The following is a 23075-nucleotide window of genomic DNA, read 5'->3' on the forward strand; positions in this document are numbered from 1 at the left end:
ACCGGCCCCTCACAGCAGCCACAGGTTGATCCACTGACCGATCAGCAGCACGCCAAGACTGGCACCGACCGCCGTGATCAGGATCGCCCTTGGCCGCATCAGCACGGTGAACAGGCCTGCGAGTTTGAGATCCACAACGGGCCCCAGCAAGAGGAAGGCCAGCAGGGCCCCTGGGGTGATCTGAGCGGCAAACCCCAGCGCAAGAAAGGCATCCACGCTGGAGCAGACCGACACCACCACGGCCAGCAGCATCAAGGCCAGGATCGATGCCGTCGGCGCGCCCCCTACGGCCAACAGCCAACTGCGCGGCAGCCAGGTCTGCACTAGGGCCGCAATCACGCACCCCAGCACCAGTAGTGCCAGAAGATCGAGAAATTCGCGGCAGCTCTGGTCCAGCACCTGCCAGACCTTCAGGCGCCTGCCGCTCACGGATCGGGGAGGGCTGGGTGATCCGCCGATCACACCACTGCTGCGCTGCAGTAGCCCCAGGTTGCTGAGGGGCTGGCTCATGCGGCGCTCCTCCAGAAGCGCTGTTGCCAGGAGCTGCGTCTCGGGCAGTTGCACCAGCAACAGACTCAGCAGGATCGCCAGCAGAAAGGCCCCCAATGGGCGGGCCACCAGCAACCAGGGCTGATTAGGAAACGCGGCCCAAGTGCTGGCAAGCACGATGGGATTCAGCACCGGGGCTGCAAACAGAAAGCCGAAGGCCGTGCCCATCGGTGCCCCGCTGGCCAGCAGACGGCGGGCGACGGGAACGTTGCCGCATTCGCAGGCCGGGAGGGCAAAACCCATCAGGGCCCCGATGATCGGAGCCAGCACAGGATTCTTGGGGAGCCGTTCAATCCAGGCACCCGGGGGCACCGCCCATCGGGCCAGCCCTGCTATGGCAACGCCGAGCAGCAGAAACGGAACGGCTTCCAGCAGCAACCCCTGAAAGATCGCCCAGGCCGTGGCGGGCTTGTCCAAGCGTTCGGGCGGCAGTTGCCTTTCAACGTTCTCAGTTTGTGCTGTGAATGGAAAGACAGGAAACGCTTTGTTGAGTGGATCTTGAGACGCACAAGATCAATGCTTGGATCCTTAAGGGATGTTTAAGGAGGTAAAGGATGTGGGACCTCGGCTTATCTGTTTTCTTGGCGTTGTCCGGTGCGAGTGTTGTCGACAGTCCCCGTGACTGCCGCGATCAACCGGGCCTGATGGGTGGCTACATCACGGGCACGAATCTGATTGAGCTCTGCCATGACAACGTTCATCGTGCTGATCAGGACCTCGAACGGGTGCTGCGCCACGAGATGGCGCATGCCATTCAGGAAAATTTCGATCTTCGGGAGTCGCTGATTCCAGAGCCACTGCTCACCTGGCTGGTCCGCTGGACCATGGATGACCGTGAGGTGATGACGGTGCTGCTTTACGACGAGCACGAGACGGACCAGGAATTCGAGGCCCGGCTCCTAGCCAACCTTCCTAACTGGGTTGTGGGCTCTCTGCTCTGGATCAGTGAGCACCGGCACCGTGCGGTTCATGCTGGTCTTCAGCTTCCTCAGCCCTGGGAGGTGCTCCCTGTGGAGGCGATCCTGTGGAGGGATCAGTACGCCCTGGCCCGTCGTTGAGTCGGCGCGGCAAGGTGGATTCCAGTCGTCAGTCGCCTTGCGATGGGGTGGTGCTTCTGGATTGATCGCGGTGGCACCTTCACCGATCTGATCGGTTGCGATCCAGAAGGGCGGCTGCACGTGCGCAAGGTGCTCTCGGAGCAGGCCGGTGCTGGAGACCCTGCGGTCTCGGTCATGGAAGCGATGTTGGCGTCGGCTTCTCCACCCATGGAGTTGGGGGACGTCGACGATGTGCGCATTGGCACCACCGTGGCCACCAATGCGTTGCTCGAGGGGGCTGGTGCGCCATTGCTGTTGCTAACCAATGCCGGGCTGAGGGATCAGCTGTGGATCGGCGATCAACATCGTGACGATCTGTTCGCGCTTGAGCAGCCCCAGCGCCCCTTCCTGGCGCAAACGGTGCTGGAGCTGGCCGGTCGGCTCGATGCCCAGGGTGAGGAGGTGGAGCCCTTGGTACTGGATCAGCCGCTGCAGTCGCGTCTCGAGGAGCTGCGCCGTTCCGGCCTGGATGTTGCCGTGGTCGCGTTATTGCATGCCCAACGCAACGCAGCCCATGAGCAGCGCTGCGCCGCATTGTTGCGGGAGCTTGGCTTTCGCACCGTGGTCTGCTCCCACCAGGTGAGCGTGATGCCCCGGTTGGTGCCGCGCGGGCAGACGGCGTTGGTTGAGGGGGCTGTGCATCCGGTGCTGGATGGCTACCTGCAGCAGGTGCAAGGGGCGCTCGGCGCCGCCACACCACTGCGGGTGATGACCTCCAGCGGAGCGTTGCAGGCTCCAGACAGACTGCAAGCGAAAGACACCATCCTTTCGGGGCCAGCGGCCGGGATGGTCGGGGCGATAGCAGCGGCGCGGATGGCCGGCTTTGACGGGGTACCGGTGCTTGGTTTTGACATGGGCGGCACGTCGACGGATGTGTTCTGTGTGGCTTCCGCCGATGCGCAGGCCTTGCGGCAAGTGAAGGAGCAGACCGAGATCGCCGGCTTGCAGTTGCTGGCCCCACGTCTGCCGATTGAAACCGTGGCGGCCGGAGGCGGATCGGTGCTGGAGCTGCAGGGGGAGCGGCTGCGGGTGGGGCCCCGCTCCGCCGGAGCGCAACCGGGGCCGGCCTGTTATCGGGCCGGCGGACCGCTCACCGTCACCGACGCCAACCTGCTGCTGGGGAGGCTTCAGGTGGACTGCTTCCCGGCGGTGTTCGGCCTGTCCGGGGATCTGCTACCGGATGTGGAGGTGGTGCGGTATCGCTTCGCCAATCTCGCGGCAGCGCTAGGCCAGACCCCGGAGCGGGTGGCATGTGGGGCGTTGCAACTGGCGGTGGAAACCATGGCCGCTGCGATTCGCCGGGTGTCGCTGCATCGCGGTGAGGACATTCGCGGCGGGGTTTTGTTGGCCTACGGAGGGGCTGGTGGTCAGCACGCCTGTCGCCTGGCGGATGAACTGGGGCTGAATACGGTGCTGTTGCATCCCATGGCCGGAGTCCTCTCCGCCTTTGGCATGGGCCAGGCCCGCCAGCGCTGCCGGCGGCAGGTGCATCTCGGTGCTGCCCTCTCGCCTGATCTGTTGGCGGCTCTTCCCGATCAAGTTGTGCAGCTGACGTGTGAAGCGCAGGAGACCTTGCGTCGCCAGGGGGATGGCACCGACACCAACGATGATGCGCCGGAGGTTTGGGTCAGCTTGGCCCTGCGTTATCCCTCTGCCGAGCAGACCCTGGTGCTTCCCTGGTTCGCTGAGCAAGGCGTTGATGCCGTGATCTCGGCTTTCCAGGCGAGCCATCAGCAACGCTACGGCTACTGCATTGATGCCGATCAGGCCCTACTAGTCGAACAGCTCAATGTTGAGGTCACAGCACCCCAACAGTTCGATGCCACAGCCACAGCTGAGATGGCCGAACCATCGCTAGGGGTGGAGACATCCTCGAAGGTGTCGATGCACCTGGAGTCGAGCGGTTGGATGCAGGTTCCGTTGCTGGACCGCAGTGCCCTGCGGCTGAATCAGCGGATTGAAGGCCCTGCCCTGATCGCTGAAGCCACTGGCTGCACGGTGCTGGAGCCGGGCTGGCAGGCCCGGGTGGCTGAGGAGGGCACGCTGTTGCTGGAGCGTCGGCAACCCGCGGTCGGATCACCTGTGCTGGCACAGGCTGATGCCCACGACCCGTTGCAGGCGGAACTGTTTCGCCACCGCTTCATGGCGATCGCTGAACAGATGGGGGAACAGCTGCGGCAGAGCAGTCGCTCCGTGAACATCCGCGAGCGCCTGGATTTCTCATGTGCGTTGTTCGATGCCTCGGGTGCCCTGGTGGCCAATGCCCCCCACATTCCGGTGCACCTCGGATCGATGGGCGACACCGTGCGCGACCTGCTGGCCCAGGTGGCGACCGGTGATGTCGCATCGCTGCAGCCCGGCGACACGCTGCTCAGCAACGACCCTTTTCATGGCGGCACTCACTTGCCCGACATCACCGCCATCTCGCCGGTGTTCTGCAACGGCAATCATCCCAGTTTCTTTGTAGCCAGCCGTGGCCATCACGCCGATGTGGGTGGCATCGCTCCTGGGTCGATGCCGTCCTTCAGTCGCACCATTGCCGATGAGGGCCTGCTGCTGCGCAACCAGCTGTTCGTGCGCCAGGGCCGGGTTCTCGCCGCTGATTTGGAAGCGGTGTGGAGCGGCATGGCGACGCCCCCCCGCAACCCTCCGGAACTGCTGGCCGACCTGCAGGCGCAGGTGGCGGCCAATCAGGCGGGGATTGTGGCGATGCAATCTCTCGTGGAGAGGGAGGGGCAGACCCTGGTGCAACGGCATATGACCCTGCTGCAGAAGGATTCAGCCCGCAGTGTTCAGCGGCTGCTGTTGCGCTTACCGGACGCCCGGCATCAGTTGGCGCTGGATGACGGCTCCTGCCTGGTGGTGCAGCTGTGCCTCGACCCGCAACGCCAACGCTTGCGTTTGGATTTCAGCGGAACATCGCCGCAACGGCCGGGCAATTTCAATGCCCCCTTGGCGGTGACGCGGGCGGCCGTGCTCTACGTGATCCGTTGTCTTCTCGACAGCGACATCCCCTTAAACGAGGGCTGTTTCGCGCCTCTCGATCTGGTGGTGCCAGCGGGCTGTTTGTTGAATCCGCGGCCCCCCGCCGCTGTGGTGGCCGGCAACGTCGAGGTGTCTCAGGCTCTCTGCAATCTGCTGTTCGTTGCTTTCGGTGCCCAGGCGGCCGGACAGGGAACGATGAACAACGTCAGCTTCGGAAATGGCCGCTGTCAGTACTACGAAACGGTGGCGGGTGGTGGCGGCGCTGGTGAGGGCTTTGCCGGATCGGTGGGGCTGCAGTCGCACATGACCAACTCGAGGCTGACGGATCCCGAGGTGCTGGAGAGCCGTTATCCGGTGCGGTTGGAATCCTTCGCGGTGCGTTCTGGCAGTGGCGGCCAGGGCCGATGGCCTGGGGGCGACGGGTTGGAGCGCACGATCCGTTTCCTCGAGCCAATGAGTGTCTCGTTGATCAGTGGCTCGCGGCAGGTGGCCCCGATCGGCCTCAACGGCGGGGCCAGTGGTGCTTGTGGCCAGAACATGCTGCTGGACCGTGAGGGTGTGGCCCATCCCTTGCCCGGTGCCGTGCAGCTTGAGCTCCAAGCGGGCGAGGCCATTCGCATGCTCACCCCAGGGGGAGGCGGCATGGGACGTTGAGGGGGAGATGCCTTCTGGTGGTGTGATGCCGATGCGATCACAGGTTTGGTGGTTGGGCGTGCTGCTGGGCTGCAGCCTCAGCGGGGCTGCCCACGCCAAAAGCCTCGACCAGCAGGTGTTCCAGTTGCAGCTGGTGATGGATCAGATCCGTCTGGCCCATTCCCTGGGGGATCGCGTTGGCGTTTGCGTTGAATCCCGCCGGGCCAACAATCTCGTGCTCGATCTTCTCCCGGCCCTGCAATTGCACCGTCCTGGCCTGAATCACGCTGCCTTGCAAGACAGGATCCTGTTGGGATTTGATCAGTGTTGATTACTTCTGTAGATCGCGCCTTTGATCGTTTTGTCCTGAACGGCCTTGGGGCTGCTGTTTGAAAACCAGCATGACGACCCATTGTCGAACGGCATTTGCGGATTCAATCTGAATGCAGCAAAGCTGATGGCATGGGTTTGCTTCAAACGATCCAGGGACGGTTGCTTCAGTACGACTCACCGTCGCGGCAGGTGCAACAAGACCATTTCGGCGCAGCTCGACGCCTGGCCCAGGCTCAATTTCAGCTGGCTGATGCTGAATTAAGCCAACGCCTCTGGCAGGACGTGGCTGATCGAGATCTCGATGTTGATCGGATCCTGAATCTTCTCTATGGCTGCTGGTTCCAGGATGATCCCGCTGCGCTGCGTGCTGCCGACGCTGAGTTTCAGGCGCGCCTTGAGCGGGAGTTGATCCCCGGGGTGTTCGCACACTGCTGAGGATTGTGGCCTTCGGAAATTGTTGTGCTGAACTGACGGATCTGTTGGTGGTGGTGTGCTGTTGATCCCAGAGATCCAGCCATGAACATCGTTGTTCTCAACCGTTCGGATTGGCTGGATGAACGGAATGTTCGTCTTATCGATCGGCGGGCGGATCACATCCGTTCGGTGCTTGGGACCGCAGTGGGCGACAGCATCCGGGTTGGTGAGCTGAATGGCGATCTGGGTCAGGGCCGAATCTGTGCGCTGGATGCAGATGCCGTGGTGCTGGAGGTGGACCTCAACCAGCCACCGCCGCCCCGCCATCGGTTCGATATTGTTCTGGCCTTGCCAAGGCCCAAGGTGCTGCGCCGTCTGTTCCGCACCGTGGCCGAATACGGAGTGGCCAACCTGCATCTGATCAACAGTGCCCGGGTTGAAAAGAGCTATTGGCAGTCGCCTTTGCTTGCACCCGAGAAGGTGCACGATGCCCTGCTTGCTGGGATGGAGCGCGCCAGCGACACGGTGGCGCCCCGGGTGCATCAGCACAGGCGCTTTCGCCCCTTTGTTGAAGACCAGCTCAAGGAGCTTTGTGCCGGGCGCCCCTGCTGGATGGCCCAGATGGGGGCCTCTCTTCCGTTACGCGACACCCCACCGGGGGCTGCCGTGGTGATGGTGGGGTCGGAGGGTGGTTTTGTGCCGTTTGAACTGGAGTTGGCTCAGGCGGTGATCGCGCAGCCTGTGCATCTGGGATCGCGCACCTTGAGCGTGGACACGGCCCTCACCACCGCGCTGGCCCAGGGATGATGGTGATGCGTGTGTTGCTTCAACGGCGACGGCAATGAACGATCTAGCTGGATTGCAAGCTCTTGTGGAGGACGTCGGGTCCGGCAACGTCATCGATGCCGAACTGCTCGATGGGTGTCCGGTGGAAGCCCACGAACTGGATGAAATGGATGCGTCCCAGGCCGCGCAGGTCGCCGCCCATTGCTTCGGCCTGCTCTTCGATCACAAGGTGGAGCAGCTGGAGGGAATCGAGGCGGATCTCGATGCAGGCCTGTGGACCGGAACCGTTGATGGCTTCGGGTTTCGGATCAGTCGTGATGACGTCGGCGATCTGGTGCTCGATTTCTCGAGCCAGCAGGCGTGACGGTTGATGAGCTGCGCAGCGACCTGACGGCCCGGCTTGGTGAGCAGGTGGAGCAGGTCTTCACCCGGGATGGAGCCCCTGTTGACGACATCACCGAGCTCTATCAGCCGTCTCCGGCTGGGTTTGGCGGCCAGCTGCGATTGAAACGGAGCGGCCGCCGCCTGGCCTGGGAGCTCTGGCTGGAAGACGGTGATCGCTGGAATTTCCACACCACCGATCTTGCCGATGCATCGTCACAGACCGAATAAACGTTGATCAGGCGCGAAGGCCAGGCGCCGGTAGGGTGGAGTGCTGGTTTCAGCGGGGAACAGCCGCTGGAGGAAACGGGGAAAGAGCAGTGAAAATCTGCCGCTGTCCCGCAGCTGTGAAACGTCGGCTCTCCGCCAACGTCAGTCAGAACGCCCGCCAGATCAAACCGACGAGGATCGACTTATGAATTCTTTGCCACTGGCCCTGCGCAGGCCGCTGCAGATCGCCGGCCCTTCGCTTCTGGCGGTTCTTCTCCTGGCCAGTCCGGCGTTTGCCCACCATCCCTTTGGCATGGGCGACAGCGCTGCTCTCACCCCCCTGCAGGGATTACTCAGTGGCATTGGTCACCCGCTGCTGGGTCCTGACCATCTCCTGTTTCTGCTGGCCATCGCCTTCATCGGCCTGCAACGTCCCCGCGCCTGGGTGATTCCTCTGCTGGCTGCTGGCCTGGGCGGCAGTGTTCTGTCGCAGTTCATCCCCCTGCCGGATGCCGTGGCTCCCTGGGCGGAGGCCATGGTTTCCCTCAGCCTGGTGGCGGAGGGTTTGATGGCTCTCACCGTGGCCTCCACCCGTTGGTTGCTGCCGCTGGTGGCCCTGCATGGTTTTCTGCTTGGCAGCACCATTGTTGGAGCAGAACCCACCCCCCTGTTCACCTATTTCTTGGGCCTTCTGATCGGCCAAGGCGCACTGCTGCTGGTGGTGAGCAACTGGTCCAAGAACCTGCTGGAGCGCCTCGGCTCCCAGGGGCAAAGGCTTGGTGCTGGTATCTGGATGGGCATCGGCATGGCCTTTGCCTGGGTAGCTCTGATCGACTGAAACCCCTTGTTGCGTCTTGCCCAGATGGCTTGACGCCAAGAGAGGGATGTTGCGTCATGGGCACATCGCCCATGACGCATGACGCTTGTTCGGCAACTGTTGATGGCTCCCGCCGCCCTTTGCCTTCTGGCCACCGGCGCCGATGCCGCCGAGCTGAACATCGACGGCGTTTCTGATTACGCGGCCACTTCCAGTGGCAACAGCCTTAATCAGGTCACCAGCGTCACCCAATTCTCCGACGTTGACCCCACCGACTGGGCCCATCAGGCTCTGGCCAACCTGGTGGAGACCTACGGCTGCGTCGCCGGCTACCCCAACGGCACCTTCCGTGGCAACTGGGCCATCACCCGCTATGAAGCGGCTGCCCTGCTGAACGCCTGCCTCGACCGGATCTCCGAAGTGACCGACGAGCTGCGTCGCCTGCTCAAAGAATTCGAAACCGAGCTGGCCATCCTCAATGGTCGCGTTGACGGCCTCGAGGCCCGCGTTGGCGAACTGGAAGCAACCCAGTTCTCCACCACCACCAAACTCAAGGGCCAAGCCACCTGGGTGTTCGGAGCCAGCCGCTTCAAGGGCTCCGCATCCCGGTTGCGTTCGGAGAGCAATGAAGCGTTGGGCGGCACCACGTTCAATTACGACCTTCAGCTTGGGTTGGAGACCTCCTTCACCGGCAAGGATCAATTGACCACGGTGTTGCGTGGCGGCAACTTCGACGGAGACGGAAACGTCTTCGGCAGTGGAGGGCCGTCAGGTCTGGCCACACTGGAAATTGCGTTTCAGGCGGGTTATCGCCCCAATCTGGTGGCGATCGACAAACTCTTCTATTCCTTCCCGTTGGGGGATGAGATCACCATCACCACCGGCCCGATTGTTGGCCAGGAAGACATGCTCGCGATCTGGCCGAGCGTCTATCCCAGTGATCCGATTCTCGATGTACTCACGGTGAATGGAGCTCCGGGGGCCTACAACAAAAACAAAGGTGCGGGCTTGGGCATCAGCTGGGCCTCGGAAAGCGGAGCCAGCGCGTCAGCTAACTATGTGGCGGCCAATGGTGCATCAAGCGACACCCGTTCCGGTGGTTTCGCCACCGACGAGGCGGGGGGCACCGGCACGCTGCAGCTGGGTTGGGAGGGTGACAACTGGGGCGTTGCTGCCCTCTATTCCAAGGTTCAGAACGGTCAAGACCTGATCGTGTATGCCTCGCCCTTCGTCAGGGATCGCTTCAGTGCTCGGGCCTTGACCAACGCCTATGCCCTGGGTGGTTTCTGGCAGCCATTGGAGAGCGGCTGGCTTCCTTCTCTATCGCTCGGTTGGGGCATCAATCAATCCGACACCCAGCGCAAGGGCCAGGTGAGCACCAGTCAGTCCTGGAGGGCTGGGCTGGAGTGGAACGATGTGTTGATGGCGGGGAACAACGCCGGAATGGCTGTGGGCCAGCCTGTTTTTGCGACCGATATGCGAGGAGGTGACACCCCTGCTGATGGTCAGTACATCTGGGAGTGGTGGTACCAGTTCCAAGTGACCGACAACATCAGCGTCACCCCGGCGCTGTTCTATCTGTCGCGACCCATGGGTGAGCTCACACCGGACGGTTCAAGCTTCCAGCAACTTGGCGGCCTGATCAAGACGACATTTATGTTCTGAGCTGAGCGTCCTTTCATTGGATTCGATGTCAACCGAGGCTGACTGTTGTCATCGGTTTGTTGGCCTGCGCCCCCTACCGTTCATGTATAGGGCTGATGAAGTGGATATTTGCTTGAATGGCGAAACAAAAAATGAAACCCCCCATCTCAATGAGATGAGGGGTACATCAGAAACGGCAGATCAATCAGGCACTGACCTTGGAATTTCCCATGTTGTCAAGCGCTTCGGAAACGCGCTTGAAGTTAAATCCCATGCCGCGCAAGGCATGCCAAAAATGACCTTGCAGGAAAAAGAATGCAAGGTAGAAATGCGTATTGGCCAGCCAAGCCCGGGCTGAGTGGGCACCACCCTCAAGAGCAGTTGCGTCGCTGAAGTAGGGAGAGAAAGCGAAATTCAATTTCAATGGATCTCCATACAACTCAACGGGATAAATTGTTGTGTTTTGAGCACACCAAATGGCTGTCACAAATCCCATTAGAGCTACACCTGCAAGCGAGTAAGACAAGATCGACTCGCCGTTGTAGATCAAGACCTTTTTGAAAGGACCGAAAGGACTGGAGATGATATGCCAAACACCACCAATCGTGAGAATGAAGGCTAAAACAGCATGACCACCCATCACGTCTTCAAGACTACTGATGGAGAGAAAATTAGACTGATAACCCCACACCATCCCGAGGTCAATGTTTGGTTCAACCCGTCGAACAGCTCCGATGGCGCTGTCGTAAATTCCATGGCGCTTTGCCCATTCAACGAAGGCAATGACTCCCAGGCCGAGAAAAATCAGATGATGACCCAAGATGAAAGTGAGCTTTTTTCCATCACTCCATTCAAAATGAAACTTTTGCGCGCGCCCTTCAGCCTCGGAAAGGTCCTTAGGCGCTCGAAGCGTATGCCAGATTCCAGCTGCTCCAAGTACAGCAGATGAAACCAGATGGAATGCTGCGATCGCGATAAGGGGTTCTTGGTCAATGATTACTCCACCTTCTCCTACGCCGAAGCCAAGGCCGGCGAGGTGTGGAATCAAAATCAGCCCTTGTTCTCCCATTGGCATTGTTCCGTCATAACGGGCCAACTCAAACAAAGTGAATGCACCTGCCCAAAACATGATTAAACCTGCATGGGCAGCGTGAGCTGCAATGAAAGAACCGCTGCGCTTCGCGACTCCTGCATTTCCAGCCCACCAGTCATAACTGACTGACGAACTTCCGTAAGACTGCATTTTCAGAAAGATGCGACACAAGAAACATAATGAGTGCTCTCTGTCGAATAAATCTGCTTTTACATAGCTTTGCAGCCGTAAATCATATTTAACTTGTCAAGGAGTCATTTGATTGCAACGTTTTTTGTTTAATCCTGTGAGTTATCGATTGGGATCATTTGATTCTCTGGTTTGAATTCTTTGAGCTGCCTAATGAAAAATTATTTGCTTTGGTAAGAATATCAATTTGGTACTTGATTGCAGCCAATTGATGGCAGATGTCGTATCAAATATTCCCACCACACTAATTTAGTGCCAACTGGATTACGTATGAGTATGCATGATTTGCCAAACCACGTTTCAGTCATACATGGCTTGTTCTCGCCAAATCTATAAAAAAATCTATCTCCCGAAATAACGAGAGATAGATCACGTTGATTTTTGTCGAAACCCGTCCAAGGCCGACATGAGAATTATCTTATTCTGTATGGCCTTGGATGTTGGCAGCGCATCAAGTGAGTGTTAAATACTGAACATCTTTGAAGTCAAATGATAAAGGATCAGAGTGGCTGTCGTGCTCATAGTGTTGCCCACTCAGAAGGCAACACACTAGCGATGAGCTTGAAGCTCTTTCCCCCATCGGGCTGAATGATGTATGCGATTCCTTGTGGTTCAGGATAAATTCCTGTTACTGCCTCAAAAGGATCATCATGTCCGACAATGACTGTATTGATTCCTGATAGTGGTGGGCGCGTTAATAAAGGCATGACATTCTTTTTCATCAGTTCAATGTGATCTTCGGTGTAATTCTCATAAGGCAAAAAGTTTAACCGGGAATCTTTTTGGGTCCATTCTCCAAATGCGTGGTTTGCTGTTTTCCAAGACCTGCAATATTCACTAACAATAATTTCACCGACTGGGATTTCTTTTGAAGCAAATGATATGCCAATTTCGTAAGATTCTTTGATGCCCTGAGTGCTCAGCTTTCTCTGAGAACTGCAATCATCAAGGCGCATCAGAGGATCAGCTTGGTCTGCATAATCCCTCTCCGTAGTTGCATGACGGAAATAAATGACATAGCCTCCATCCTTGAGCGAAGCAAGCAACGTTGATTTGTCAATATTCGGTTCTGAAGACAGAGCAAAGGATAGTTTTTTAGTTTTTTGATCTGCTGGGGTTACAGCCTGACCATCATTTGAGGAGGCACCAGTTTCTCTATTGAGTCCGCATGCACTCAATAGTAATGCAGTAAACAATGGAATAAGAATCTTAGACATGAGATTGGTGATTGAAATACTTACTTTGCTTTCAGCGAAGCTGGGTTTTTGTTGCCACCTTTTCTTTTTTAGGAGTTGATGGCATGGCTTTGGCTGCTACTTCTTGATCTTAAAGTTTGCTCGCCTCCAGTCATTTTTCGCCAAATATTTTGTAGAGATGTAGAGCCAAGCTGTTTGTTGATGGAATAGATGTAATTCCACTTGCAGAAGTTTTGAATCCTGATAAGGACATGGAGAAACTGAAATAATCTCAAAAATAAATGTTTAATTTATGATCATGTGTTTCTGTTGACCTCAATACACGTTGGCGCTCAATGACATTTTGAACTGTGGTCCGATGGGCTTCTGCAATTGCATCAACAAGACCTATCGGCCATTCCGTTCCGCAGCGCATTTGCGCTTCTAATACCGATGCGTCAAGTTTTGACAACCGGCTTGTTTTTCGAGACATTGTGTTGATGGTGAGAAGTAGAAAGCATCAACGCCAGTTATTGATGGGCAAAGATAAGACCAATCAATTGTCCTGGTTTGGTTAAATCGCCACTCTGGCTCTTGAACCTGGAGGGAAGAAGAGCCAGATAACGCCCAATGCAACTGACATCGTCAGATTCATTGTTTGAACAGCTCCGGCTGGAGTGAACTGCCCAATATAATTTTCGCGTTGCGAATAAGTCCGTGTCTTTCACATGCCGCAGTACCACGTTTTAATTGATGCACTCCCGTGTAGTGATGCCAAATTAGTTTTCTGGAATTTTACGCTTCATGAGCAGCCTATTACTCTCCGCAAGCCTTTGGTTTTTTTGTTGCCATTGATGTCTTGGATGAATATTGTTATGTTCAACCCTCACTGTGTACATATAGAATGCTTATAGCCGTATTTATCAGTTTCAAAAAAATCAATGTTGATTAATGTTATTCGTTCTTTACTTCTTTGCTGCCTTGTTCTTTCGCTTTGAGTGTGTGATTCTCAAGTCGCTCTATTACGAGTTGCCTAAAATCGCAATAATCAATATCTTCCGTCTTTTTGTCGCGCATGATTTCCTGCGCCTCCCTCATTAAATACTCGTAAGTAGCTGCATCACTTGTTCTATTAGCGAGATCAATAATGTGTGCGAATGCTTCGATGTTGGTCAAGATCTGATTGCTGATTCTTGAAGTATAGATTCTGCCAGACTAAGCTCTGTTATAAATTCTACCAATCGATGGTTGCATTGATCGATTTGCATTTATTAGTAATGCTTCAGTAATCCGTATCAGTCTTTGAGCCCTATCTGGCAGTCAGCTATTCGTGTTAATGAATTAGACTCGTTTGTCAAGAGATGATTATCTTTATTTGGTAAAAGTATTGGATCTCTTGATTCCAATATGAACAGGGCTTGATTGATGATTCTGGTATTTCTAATGATCCTTTTTTCTTTGTCACCTATATTATTTCGCGATGAAGAAATATCCTGTTGAGTTAAGGGCAGAATTTCATCAATTCGAGCCTTTCTGGATTGTTTCTTCGGTTTTTTGTTGTTGTATAGCGGGAGACCCCAGGTCTGCGTTTTCAGCAGCGGTCGCTGTTCTGCATTCGGTGCATTCGAGTGTGACAACGACGCGTACGCCTTTGCTTTTGGCCATAATAATTCAATGCAATTCTGGGAATAAGTAACTGGACTGACTCCTCTAGTTGAGCAGAGGAGTCAGTTGTAACCCCAGCGCGATGACCCGGATAAGCCATCGGATGAAGGTGCCTCGCAGGAACCCCTCCATTTCATTCTGACTGATTTTCTCAGAGCGCGAGTACAAACCATCTATCCTCAGCCATCAAATGAATCGATGATTGGTTTTCTTCTCCTCTGTGCCCTTGGTCTCTCGCCCTGTCAAGTCATTTGAGAGGAGTCAGTGTTGTGACCAGCGTGAAATGGCTCTGGATAAAATCCTTTAAGCAGATGTTACGAGTGAATTTCACTGAGTAGTTTCAATCCATTTCATGGGTCACTCCAGATAATGTCAGTGCCTGCGTCAAATCAGATTTGGCAATTTTTTTGTATTAAAGTTACGCTGATATGACTCCCCGCATCTTCAGAAGGGAGTCAGTGGTGTTATCAGCGCCCAATGGTGATTGCCCCCACCATTGGTTGGAGGTTTCCTGCGAAGGAAACATTAATCAATATGGGCTGGAATAAGGATTCAGCTGCTCCAGATGATGCAGATCATCGAATCAAATGAGCCTTTGTAAAGTTGTTGGGTTAAAACGCTGAACTGACTCCTTCGGTTGAGGAGAGGAGTCAGCTGACACTCAGCGCCCAATGCTCACTGCAGGAACCATTGGATGGAGGATTCGATGCTCCATGGGAAGCTTCTCCCTGTTTTTTGGCTGAGTGCTGTGCTGATGTGCCGGTTGTGACTTATGAGAGGTTGCAAGGTATCGGTGGGTGACCCCCCTTCGCACCAGACAGTTCTGGTTGCTGGACCAAGAGTTGATGTTCCGTCCTCCTGTCAAAATCCAGTAATAGACAGGGGTTAGTTGGTTGATGTGATAGATCCATGTGATGCTGATACACCTGGTTGCTTACGCAACTAGCCAGGTGTTTGTACCCGGTCGTGACGACAGACAGCATCTGCGTTATCTAGGTCTGCTTTTGTCTCTAATTACTTTTTTTGAGTTCTCTCCCGTTTGAGCATGAGGGTTGGCTGATTAACACCGTAGTTGTGTGCCTTGTGGTTATGACAAGGAAATACAGAGAAAACGCTCAATAAGAACACCTCAGCGTTGAAAGCGATCCACTGGTCTCTCAGCGGTCGAGGTGTACTAGGCCTAGAGACATCAGGGCAATGCTTCGAATTCAGGGAGATGCGCAGCTGCTCCGTTCACTTCTTCTGTGTGCGGAGGGAGCCTCCTCGCAGCGTATTGAGAAAGAACTCCAGTTTAAGAGCCTTATTGAGAATGACTTGCAATATCGACAGGAAGTCTGTACTCTTGCGAGTAATTCTCATTCGCGATAGTTCGTGACGACGTCTGCCTACCGTTTCCTGCCGGAAGATCCAGCGGCACCTTTGTCGATGCCCAGGCTTCAGACCGTTCTGCTGGATCCTGCTGGTCGAGACCAGGCCACCGTTCTGGAAGTGTTGGAGGGTGTCTGCCGGGTGTATTGCCCTTGCGAGGAGACCGAGGGAATGACCTTGGCGTTTTTGCAGTCAGGCGACAGGCTTCGCACTGATCGCATGTGCAGTGACGGGGCCTGTGTTGAGGCACTCACGGCGCTCAAGTTTCGCCGTGATTCCGTCTCCACTGACGAATTCGGCATCGACGCAGTCAATGAGTGGACGTTACAGCTCTTGAGAGTCCGTCATCTGGGTCAGGCAGAACAACGGCTTCACGCTCTTTTGGCGCTATTGGTCAACCGGCTTGGACTTCGTTGCAGCGATGCTTATCAGCTTCCCTTCCGTCTAACCCATGATCGTTTTGGCGAGTTGATTGGTGCTACCCGGGTGACCACTACCCGTCTTCTTTCGAAATGGCGTCAAGCCGATTTGATCGCCATGTCGTCTGGTGATGTCACGATGCGTATTGCACCTGACCTCATCAACTCTTCACCTCTCCAATTCTGAGGATCGTGAATTCCTTTGGTGTACTTGGCGATCTCTGCAGAGAGGCTGAATGGATTCAGCGGCGAATTCAATGTGCCAGTCGTTCAATTCAGTATTGCCAGCACGAGCAGCTAAAAGATCGTCTCGTTGCGGAGATATCTTTTTACCGTCATAGATGTTTGGCGATGCAAACAACTTTGGCAGAGCTCAACAGTTTTCTTGATTCTGAATCTATACAGAAATATTTGTTAGAAGAATTGCTCTCTCGTTGTCTATTGACGATTCGGTTCCAACATCGTGTTTTTTGAGCTTATGTTCTAATCTTGCAGTCCAGTCTATATGGCCATCTCATTTGAGCTTGCTGCCATAATAATGCTTTGTTAAATAAAGTATGCTTATAGCCTGAGGGCTTTTGGTAATTAGATTGACATTTCAAGTATTCTTTTCTCAAAAGTAGCTAAACAAAAACTTCTTAGATTTAATCTGCTCTATAACTTGATCTTTTTATAAATTGCTCAAGTCGAGCATCACTTAAGATCAAGTGAAAAGCATCATTTGCCTCATTGTAATTCAAAGCATTCTTTAAAGTTCTACATTGGTCTTCAGAGTTTGACATGCTTGTTGGATCAGAAATCCTCGAAGAATTTATTGACCACTTAGAGCGTGACGACCTGGTTCGTCTCCGTTGGCTCAAACGCATTCGTGAGACAGGATTTGATCAAGCACTCTCCGAATATCGCGAGTCTTTGAATATTCTGAGACATTCTTAGATAAAATTTCTTATGGCGTATCCAGGTGAATGAGTTCTTCTGATGTGATCTATCTCACCTGTAGTTGAAACAAGCTTTAATCGGGAATAAAGAGTATTTGCGATTCTTGTAGGGTGATTTCTTTTGCATGACTTTCACCATTTTCTTTGCCACCTCTACGGGCAAAACTGAAGACGTGGCTGATCGACTGAAGGAGCTTCTTCCTGGTACAGAAGCGAAGGATGTCGACAACATTGATTCAATTGACGAGTTGGTTTCAGCTGAGTCGTTGATTTGTTGCGTTCCAACCTGGAATACCGGTGCTGACGAGGCAAGATCCGGAACAGCATGGGATGATCTAGTTCAGGAAATTCCAGATAAGGATTTTGCCGGAAAATCAGTTGCTATCGTTGGACTAGGCGATTCCTCCGGTTATTCCGATTTTTTCTGTGATGCTATGGAGGAATTGTATACGGCCTTCCTTCAATCTGGTGCCAAGTTGATCGGTAAGGTCTCCACAGAAGGGTACACCTATGATGAATCAAAGAGCGTTATTGACGGTAAGTTCTGCGGACTCGCAATCGATGAAGACAACGAGTCGGAATTAACGGATCAACGATTGCAAGCCTGGGTCCAGCAAATAAACGCGGAGTCTTGAACCAAGTTGATTGCTGAACCATAAGCGCCCGAAAGGGCGCTTTTTCATCGATGGACCCAATCCACTCGAATGTCTTTACGCTGGTTCAGATATTTATCAATTGCCATCGCTGCTATGCATCCATCAGCGCAAGCAACAACAGCTTGTTTAAAGGGTGTATTACGGATATCACCGATTGCCCAGACCCCTCCAAGATCTGTCATCATGTCGTTGTTAACTCGAATTCCACCATTCTGGTTGACCGGGATTTGTTCTTGTAGATAATCAGTGATAGGGAGTGAACCTGTGGAGTAGACAAAAGCACCTTGAACTTTGACGATTTGCTCTTCACCTTTTCCGGTTGATTGCACTATGACACTATTCACTCCTTGATCATCCCCTTGTATGGAGGTGACTCTTGTTCGCTTCCAGTGTTTTACTTTGTCTGATTCGAGAAGAATTTGTGCTTCTGGAGAGCTTACACTTGGCTTACTGTTAGTAATCCAATGAACTGTTGATGCAAATTTTGTGAGTACAAGTGCCTCATCAATTGCTTCCTGATTTGAACCATAGACGGCTACGTCTTGGTTCTTATAAAAAGCTCCGTCACAAGTTGCACAATAACTAACTCCTCTACCAAGAAATTCATTCTCACCGGGAAGTGTTGATGCTCTTCCCATTGCGCCCGTTGCTAGTACCAATGTCTTTCCGACGAATGTACCCTCTGGTGTGTAGACAGTCTTCTCAGAATCTGTCATGCTGATTCCATATACTTGAGCTTGCTTGTATTCTGCTCCATAGTTAATTGCTTGAGTTCTCATTGTTTTTAATAGCTGTTCACCTGAAGTATCTCCTTCTACTCCCGGATAGTTCGCAATTTTGTGAGTGATTGCAAGTGCACCAACAGCCTGATTTTTATCCAGGATAATTGTTGATATATTTGATCTTGCTGTATACAGTGCACACGAGCATCCTGCGGGCCCTCCACCAATGATAATTACGTCGAAGTTATTCATCTGATTCATGAATTGGCTTTACTAATACTTAGATTTTTGTAGTAATCAGGTGCAAGATCAAGACTTTTGTCTGGCACCATTTTGATAAATGATTCGATTATATTTGAGGTTTTACTCCATTCCGTAAATGGGAAGAAATGGCGTCCATTTGAAATTTTTTGGTAGCAGTCTCCAGGCTTTAGGTAGTGTCTCCATCTGTCACAACTCTGTTCGTCAACAACAAAATCTTTTCCCCCGTTTATTACGAGTATGGGAACGTTGGCTTTATTTATATTCTCAATTTTTTCCCTCTTAACGATAGACCCATGTACAAAATCATTGTCTAAACATCTTGCTAATAGTCTCGTCATAACACTTCTAACCTCCTCTGAATTTCCATTTACCAAAAGCTTACTTAGATGATTTAAAATATGAAATCTGGAGCAGGGCAATTGGCTGCGCATACTCTGATAGTGACTAGTCCATTGATTTGTTGAATGGGTATCTACTGATAACGCTGAAACCGAGGATATATTATTTGGATATTTTTGAGCGTACAAATATGCAATTGTACCGCTTATCCCGTGGCCAATGAGATGAACTGGTCTTGAAGTATTATCTATTGTTTGCCTCAGTAGCCCGTGGACTGTATCAACATCACATGATTCGTCAAGATCATGTTCGAAGGACCATCTCTTGACTTTAAAATTCTGTCCTAGGCTCTGTGTTGTTCGTTTGAATAGGCAATACAGTGACGGTTGAAGATCTATCCAAAGTATATTGCTGTTTTTCATCTGATTCTATTTTTCTTATCTTCTTATGCTTTTGATTATGTTCCCTCTCAGAGTAGACGTCCTGCTGTATTCTTTATCACATCTAAGCCGATCAGCTTTTATCTTTTGATCAAGAAGAAAGCACAACTTTTCCGAGTCTGACTTGTTCTTTCATCCTTATAATCAACTTCCTTTCGATTGGGTCGGCTTTTGATTCGTACTTCAGCATGCTTTGATATGTAGTATCGCTTATTTTGTTGAAGCATGACGCATTAAGATACTGATCCACCAAGCTAATTTCCTTTTTCCTATGTGCTTTCATTAGTCGTGGATTTTTTCGCTTTATCTATTTTCACCAAAGCTCTTCTTCGCAATCAGTCTTTACGATCAAATTTGATGTTGCATAAGTTACGCATAGAAGTGAATAGCCTTCCTCCATTTGCTCATCATCGAGAAAACTTTGATCAGACTGGTCTACTGTTCCTTCAATAATCTTTCCCACGCATGTACTGCATGCCCCTGCTCTACATGAATAACTCATATCAATTCCAGCTTGCTCTGCTGCTTCTAGAACGTATTCATCATCTGGACAATCAAAGTATTTGATTCCATCAGGCATCCTTAATTCGACCTTGAATGCAGGCATCACTCCAATTAAAAACTTATGATAAACATTCTTAATTGTCACCGCGAATATATGTATCTTATACGTGCTTCATTGACTACATTTGAGATTGATCACAGGCATGTATCGACCATGCTTTCATCATCATCACTAGTTACATCTAATCGATGCCTACCTCGAAATTATGATTCAATTTAAATATTATGAACTAAAGCCTTATTCTTATGAATCCTATTTCAACCTCTAGAGTTTCGCACTATTTAGGGACTCCAAATGGTTGGCGTAAAAAGCGTCTGAAGATTGCATTGGCATTGCGGAACCAAGGGTGGTCCCACCGACTAATTGCTGAATATTTGGAAGTGTCACCTAAATCCTTGATGCGAGATATCAAATGTTTCGTAATTGATCCGCAGGGATTAAATATTTGATTTCGCAATATTTATACGTATTGATAAACTATTCGTTACTGCTTTAGACCTGCCCTTGTAGGGAAGCAGGTTTATTGTTGCCTTGTTCCAATTCGTTGTCGATGATCAACAAGGCTGTTGCTTGATTGTCTGCAAACTTCACTCGTCCCAGCAGGTGAGCAAATTCGTGCTCTGAATGAGTTTGCATTTCTACCATTGGGTCGAGGAACACTGTTGTACGTGTATCATTCACTCTTTCTGCCATGGAATAGAGCTGCTGCAACGAGGTTGTGACATCAACTTCCATTTGGAATGCCGAAGCCATGACATCTGCAGGTGAAGTCCAGTTTTGGAATGGAGCATCGACTGCTTTTAGAGCAACACTTTGTCCCCTCGCAATGATGTATTCCGCGAACTTTGCAGCATGCTTGTGCTCGCTACTTGATTCATCTCGGAAGAAACTTGAAAATCCTCTCAATTCACGTTCTGCAAACCAGATTGCTGCGGCAAAATAGGAGGCATGGGCTTGCCTCTCCATGTTGAGATGGTCTTGTATGGCGTTCAGTAGTTCAGAGTCGATCCCTTCTGCAATTGCCCGACCTGATGGGCCGCAAGCGATAGACGAAGCGGGACTTGAGTTGGTTGTGCTCAGCATTTTTTACCTGTCGATGTCCAAATGATACGCATAGACAGATCGGTGCGCTTGATTGGTGTGTTGATTGCACCAAGTTAAATGAGAGTCATTATCAAAAGCTTTTAATTCCGTATTCCGTTCAACTTATCGTTAATCCCTGTAGGTCAACGCCAGCCAGCATTTGCCATCACTTTGATTGCGTCTTTCTGTGTTGCGCCAAGAGCACTAATTGAAATATTGTCTGGCGTAAATGTCCCAAATGCTTTCAATTCCTTTGATGTCCCAAGGTTGTTTAGCGGATATTCAAAGGTTGGGTCTGCAATTAGACGACTACCTTTTGGTGACGAAATAAACTCAATGAATTTAATCGCCTCCGCTTTGTTTTTTGCTGAATTTGCAACTCCTGCGGCACTGATATTCACATGGGCTGGATTAGGCATGACCAATTTAATATTTGACGTTACATTCTGATCATCCTTCCCACTCGAACCTGCCTGCATTCGTGCCAGATAATAATGATTGACTAGCCCGACTCCACACTTACCTTGTCCAACTGCACGAATCAGTGATACATCACCACCGAAGTAAGGCTGACTTACATTTCTGACCATCCCTTTGACCCAAGCTGAAGCAGCAGTTTCACCCTTCAATATGATTTGATCGGCTACAAGTGATTGATTGTAGACGTTTTTCCTTTTGCGCAAACAGACTTTTCCTTTGAGAACTGGATTTGCAAGATCGGAATACGTTTTAATCGTATTTGGATCCACGATTTTAGGATTTACAATGATTGCTCTAACTCGCCTTGTGAAGCCAAACCACCGATTTAATGGATCCCGATAACGTGAGGGTACATTCGTCTGAAGTTCTTTAGAGGGTACGGGTTGCAGAAGACCAGCCTCCGCAGCATTGTTGATTCTCGCTGCATCAACCAATAAGATCACGTCCGCATTTGAATACTTTCCCTCTCGTTTAAGACGTTCAACAAGTGATATCCCTGTGGCCTCGATCAGTCTTACTTTGATTCCAGTCTCTTTACTAAATTGTTTGTAGGCTTTCCGATCAGTGTTGTAATGCCGCCCTGAGTAAACCCTTACTTCCTTTGCCTCTACTGAAGGTATGGCAGCAAATGGTGCCACTAAACTCAGCGCCACAAGGAACCTAACCATGTCTCTAGACTAAGTTCTTTTATACTAATCCAGCGATTCACTCTGTCAGTTGTGTTTGATGGTTCGTTTTGTAGCATTTGTTAAAGGCTTTTATCCTTGAGACTCTTTGAACGATGGATTTTCTGACGCATTCTCTTTTGCCTCTTCCTGCAGTTCGTGACTTTCAGCAGCGCCTTAGTGCTCCCAACCTTCCCTGGCGAGATGGTCGATTGACCGCAGGTGATCATGCTGCACTGGTGAAGAATAATCATCAGCTTGATCCAAATGCTGAGCTCACTCTTGCGATTAGTAATTGCATTACTTCAGCTGTTACGAGCGATCCCCTGATCAAAAGTTTTTCACTTGTTCGCAAGGTCCACAGCTTGTTGGTTTCTAGATCCAGTGCTGGTGATTCTTATGGATGGCACGTTGATAATCCTTTCTCACGTCATGGTCGTCGGGATTTGTCTTTTACCTGTTTTCTGAGTGATGAAGACACCTATGAGGGTGGATCTTTAATGATCCAAAGCGGTGGGGAGGAAACAAAGGAATTTCGATTGCCTTCTGGTCAAATCGTCATTTATCCGTCCTCTACGCTCCATTGTGTTGAACCGGTTTTGAGCGGTGTCCGTTATGTTTGCGTTGGCTGGATTGAGAGCTATGTCAAGGTTCCTGACGACCGCTCGATTTTGTTCAATATAGATGCCGGAGCGCGTGGTTTGTTGGCACGCTATGGCCGATCCGATGAACTTGATCTGATTTTCCAGAGTTACTCGAATGCTGTTCGCCGACTTTCGAGCTGACTTGTATATTTTGATATAGTCCTTATTTGTATTTCCTGCCCTTATCTTTCCTACAATCGGATCAGTTCAAATTTATTTCATGCCAAAGCCTTCTGCTATTTCAGTTTTCGTCGCTGCGACCTCACTTCTTGTTGCGTCTGCACCAGCCTTGCATGCTCAGGATGCAGGAGGTCTTAAGGAATGGACTACAGATCAAGCTGTTGATGAGGAAAGTATTTTGGACGCTGATGCTGCTGCTTTAAAGAAAAAGGCTGAGCAAGAAGATATCTGCGTCCCTATTGGAGAGGGCGAGAACTGCTGGTGACTTCAATCCTTTTTTAGATTAAGGGGGCATTTGCCCCCTTTCTTTTGCTAAAAAAAAAGCGCCCCGAAAGGCGCCT

Annotated in this window: 22 protein-coding genes, 1 pseudogene and 1 riboswitch; of the genes and pseudogenes, 13 read left to right on the plus strand and 10 right to left on the minus strand. The window is 51.7% G+C overall.

The genetic code is table 11. The features are described 5' to 3' along the window. Positions 1-9: 9 nt before the first annotated feature. On the minus strand, positions 10-966 hold the full coding sequence (locus FZX09_RS01605) for a permease (protein ID WP_226399368.1): 957 nt from the start codon (positions 964-966) through the stop codon (positions 10-12). Between the two features lie 164 nt (positions 967-1130). On the opposite strand from FZX09_RS01605, the gene FZX09_RS01610 reads away from it, so the two are divergent. The 9 genes from FZX09_RS01610 (at position 1131) to FZX09_RS01650 (ending at position 9870) form a co-directional block, all read left to right on the plus strand. Beyond that, on the plus strand, positions 1131-1607 hold the full coding sequence (locus FZX09_RS01610; RefSeq protein WP_226399369.1) for a hypothetical protein: 477 nt from the start codon (positions 1131-1133) through the stop codon (positions 1605-1607). Positions 1608-1649: 42 nt separating this feature from the next. Next, a complete protein-coding gene (locus FZX09_RS01615) occupies positions 1650-5285 on the plus strand; it encodes a hydantoinase B/oxoprolinase family protein (RefSeq protein ID WP_226399370.1) in 3636 nt (1211 codons plus the stop codon). Between the two features lie 25 nt (positions 5286-5310). Continuing rightward, positions 5311-5595, plus strand: coding sequence for a hypothetical protein (locus tag FZX09_RS01620; protein WP_226399371.1), 285 nt, complete (start codon positions 5311-5313; stop codon positions 5593-5595). 131 nt (positions 5596-5726) lie between these two features. Beyond that, complete coding sequence (locus FZX09_RS01625) at positions 5727-6032, plus strand: hypothetical protein (protein WP_226399372.1); 306 nt, start codon at positions 5727-5729, stop codon at positions 6030-6032. Positions 6033-6113: 81 nt separating this feature from the next. Next, on the plus strand, positions 6114-6818 hold the full coding sequence (locus FZX09_RS01630) for a 16S rRNA (uracil(1498)-N(3))-methyltransferase (protein WP_226399373.1): 705 nt from the start codon (positions 6114-6116) through the stop codon (positions 6816-6818). A 34-nt stretch (positions 6819-6852) separates the two neighbouring features. Continuing rightward, on the plus strand, positions 6853-7161 hold the full coding sequence (locus FZX09_RS01635) for a hypothetical protein (protein ID WP_226399374.1): 309 nt from the start codon (positions 6853-6855) through the stop codon (positions 7159-7161). Continuing rightward, the gene (locus tag FZX09_RS01640) at positions 7158-7409 is read left to right on the plus strand and encodes a hypothetical protein (RefSeq protein WP_226399375.1); all 252 of its coding nucleotides are present in this window, start codon (positions 7158-7160) and stop codon (positions 7407-7409) included. Before FZX09_RS01635 ends, FZX09_RS01640 begins: the two co-directional genes overlap by 4 nt. A 27-nt stretch (positions 7410-7436) precedes the next feature. Then, a riboswitch (cobalamin riboswitch) is annotated at positions 7437-7586 on the plus strand. Between the two features lie 7 nt (positions 7587-7593). Further along, positions 7594-8226, plus strand: coding sequence for a HupE/UreJ family protein (locus tag FZX09_RS01645; RefSeq protein WP_226399376.1), 633 nt, complete (start codon positions 7594-7596; stop codon positions 8224-8226). A 78-nt stretch (positions 8227-8304) separates the two neighbouring features. Next, positions 8305-9870 (plus strand): iron uptake porin, encoded by a 1566-nt coding sequence (locus FZX09_RS01650; RefSeq protein WP_226399377.1) that lies wholly within the window; start codon positions 8305-8307, stop codon positions 9868-9870. Between the two features lie 184 nt (positions 9871-10054). On the opposite strand, the gene FZX09_RS01655 is transcribed toward FZX09_RS01650, so the two are convergent. From FZX09_RS01655 to rpmG, 4 genes and pseudogenes are all read right to left on the minus strand, one after another. Beyond that, on the minus strand, positions 10055-11092 hold the full coding sequence (locus FZX09_RS01655) for a chlorophyll a/b binding light-harvesting protein (protein ID WP_226399379.1): 1038 nt from the start codon (positions 11090-11092) through the stop codon (positions 10055-10057). A gap of 557 nt (positions 11093-11649) precedes the next feature. Next, positions 11650-12348, minus strand: coding sequence for a histidine phosphatase family protein (locus FZX09_RS01660; RefSeq protein ID WP_226399381.1), 699 nt, complete (start codon positions 12346-12348; stop codon positions 11650-11652). 912 nt (positions 12349-13260) lie between these two features. Next, positions 13261-13482, minus strand: coding sequence for a hypothetical protein (locus FZX09_RS01665; RefSeq protein ID WP_226399383.1), 222 nt, complete (start codon positions 13480-13482; stop codon positions 13261-13263). Positions 13483-13807: 325 nt separating this feature from the next. Further along, positions 13808-13971: pseudogene (gene rpmG / locus FZX09_RS01670) on the minus strand (50S ribosomal protein L33). 1425 nt (positions 13972-15396) lie between these two features. Between rpmG and FZX09_RS01675 the strand changes: the two are divergent. Together FZX09_RS01675 and fldA are read left to right on the plus strand one after the other, a co-directional pair. Further along, entirely contained in the window at positions 15397-15945 is a 549-nt protein-coding gene (locus FZX09_RS01675; RefSeq protein WP_226400324.1) for a Crp/Fnr family transcriptional regulator, read from the plus strand. A gap of 876 nt (positions 15946-16821) precedes the next feature. Next, positions 16822-17331 carry a flavodoxin FldA gene (fldA, locus tag FZX09_RS01680; protein ID WP_226399385.1) on the plus strand — a complete coding sequence of 170 codons (510 nt, stop codon included), beginning with the start codon at positions 16822-16824 and terminating at the stop codon, positions 17329-17331. Between the two features lie 44 nt (positions 17332-17375). Here the strand turns inward: fldA and FZX09_RS01685 are convergent, their stop codons facing one another. The 5 genes from FZX09_RS01685 to FZX09_RS01705 form a co-directional block, all read right to left on the minus strand. Next, complete coding sequence (locus tag FZX09_RS01685) at positions 17376-18335, minus strand: NAD(P)/FAD-dependent oxidoreductase (RefSeq protein WP_370624149.1); 960 nt, start codon at positions 18333-18335, stop codon at positions 17376-17378. Then, the gene (locus FZX09_RS01690) at positions 18332-19099 is read right to left on the minus strand and encodes an alpha/beta fold hydrolase (protein ID WP_226399389.1); all 768 of its coding nucleotides are present in this window, start codon (positions 19097-19099) and stop codon (positions 18332-18334) included. The genes FZX09_RS01685 and FZX09_RS01690 overlap by 4 nt, the downstream gene beginning before the upstream one ends. 331 nt (positions 19100-19430) lie before the next feature. After that, positions 19431-19724 (minus strand): 2Fe-2S iron-sulfur cluster-binding protein, encoded by a 294-nt coding sequence (locus FZX09_RS01695; RefSeq protein ID WP_226400326.1) that lies wholly within the window; start codon positions 19722-19724, stop codon positions 19431-19433. 450 nt (positions 19725-20174) lie between these two features. Further along, complete coding sequence (locus tag FZX09_RS01700; RefSeq protein WP_226399391.1) at positions 20175-20765, minus strand: ferritin; 591 nt, start codon at positions 20763-20765, stop codon at positions 20175-20177. A gap of 143 nt (positions 20766-20908) precedes the next feature. Next, positions 20909-21913, minus strand: coding sequence for an extracellular solute-binding protein (locus FZX09_RS01705; RefSeq protein WP_226399394.1), 1005 nt, complete (start codon positions 21911-21913; stop codon positions 20909-20911). 113 nt (positions 21914-22026) lie between these two features. Here FZX09_RS01705 and FZX09_RS01710 point away from each other — a divergent pair, with 113 nt between their 5' ends. Both FZX09_RS01710 and FZX09_RS01715 read left to right on the plus strand, forming a co-directional pair. Further along, positions 22027-22695, plus strand: a complete 669-nt coding sequence (locus FZX09_RS01710) for a Fe2+-dependent dioxygenase (RefSeq protein ID WP_226399403.1) — start codon at positions 22027-22029, stop codon at positions 22693-22695. 79 nt (positions 22696-22774) lie between these two features. After that, positions 22775-22999 (plus strand): hypothetical protein, encoded by a 225-nt coding sequence (locus FZX09_RS01715; protein WP_226399405.1) that lies wholly within the window; start codon positions 22775-22777, stop codon positions 22997-22999. Positions 23000-23075 lie beyond the last annotated feature (76 nt).

The organism is Synechococcus sp. MU1643 (assembly GCF_020514095.1).
Taxonomy (GTDB): Bacteria; Cyanobacteriota; Cyanobacteriia; order PCC-6307; family Cyanobiaceae; genus Parasynechococcus.